At 45.1% G+C, this 574-nt stretch carries 2 protein-coding genes; one reads left to right on the forward strand and one right to left on the reverse strand.

The window, feature by feature from the left end:
- The coding region (locus PYV02_RS15315; protein ID WP_275759944.1) for a hypothetical protein at nt 1-331 on the forward strand (331 nt) is incomplete at its 5' end.
- Nucleotide 332: 1 nt separating this feature from the next.
- Here the strand turns inward: PYV02_RS15315 and PYV02_RS15320 are convergent.
- Nucleotides 333-574: helix-turn-helix domain-containing protein (locus PYV02_RS15320; protein ID WP_275759945.1), on the reverse strand; the 242-nt coding region annotated here is incomplete at its 5' end.

Below are 574 nucleotides of genomic sequence, written 5' to 3' on the forward strand. Positions count from 1 at the left end.
ATTGGAAACGGAGATCGGCAACTGGTTGCAAAAGCTGGAAGGCATGCAGCTGGAGAATACCGATATGAAGACGCGCCTTGCCGATGCGGTGAAGCATGCGGTAAGCCCTTCTGCCCTGGAAGAAGCAGAGCAGTTCCAGAGCCGGTTTATTAATAAGGACACTGTTATATCCTTCATGCGTGCTGATATTAAGAAGCAGGCAAAGAAGCTCGAAAATGGTACACCGGATATCCAATCATGGCAGAACAAACTGCGTTCTGACATGGCAAAAATGGAAACCGAGTTCAATAACATGAAATCGGTTTTTACCAGCTATCTCTTGCAGCTATAAGTTAATTGATCAGGTTGCGAAGCTTTTGCGCCTGCAGGATAGTGATCACACCGCTTTTTACATCTATTAGCTTTTCATCTTTAAAATCGCCCAGCGTGCGTATGAGTGATTCTTTGGCAGTGCCTGCTATTGTTGACAGGTTGTCGCGGCTGATGTCGATGCTGAATTCTTTGCCGTCAGCTGGCTTGTACTTATCGTGTAACACAATAAGAGCATTGGCAACCTTTTTACGAAGAGAATTAT

Source organism: Antiquaquibacter metalliresistens (genome assembly GCF_029211225.1).
Lineage (GTDB): Bacteria > Actinomycetota > Actinomycetes > Actinomycetales > Microbacteriaceae > Rhodoglobus > Rhodoglobus metalliresistens.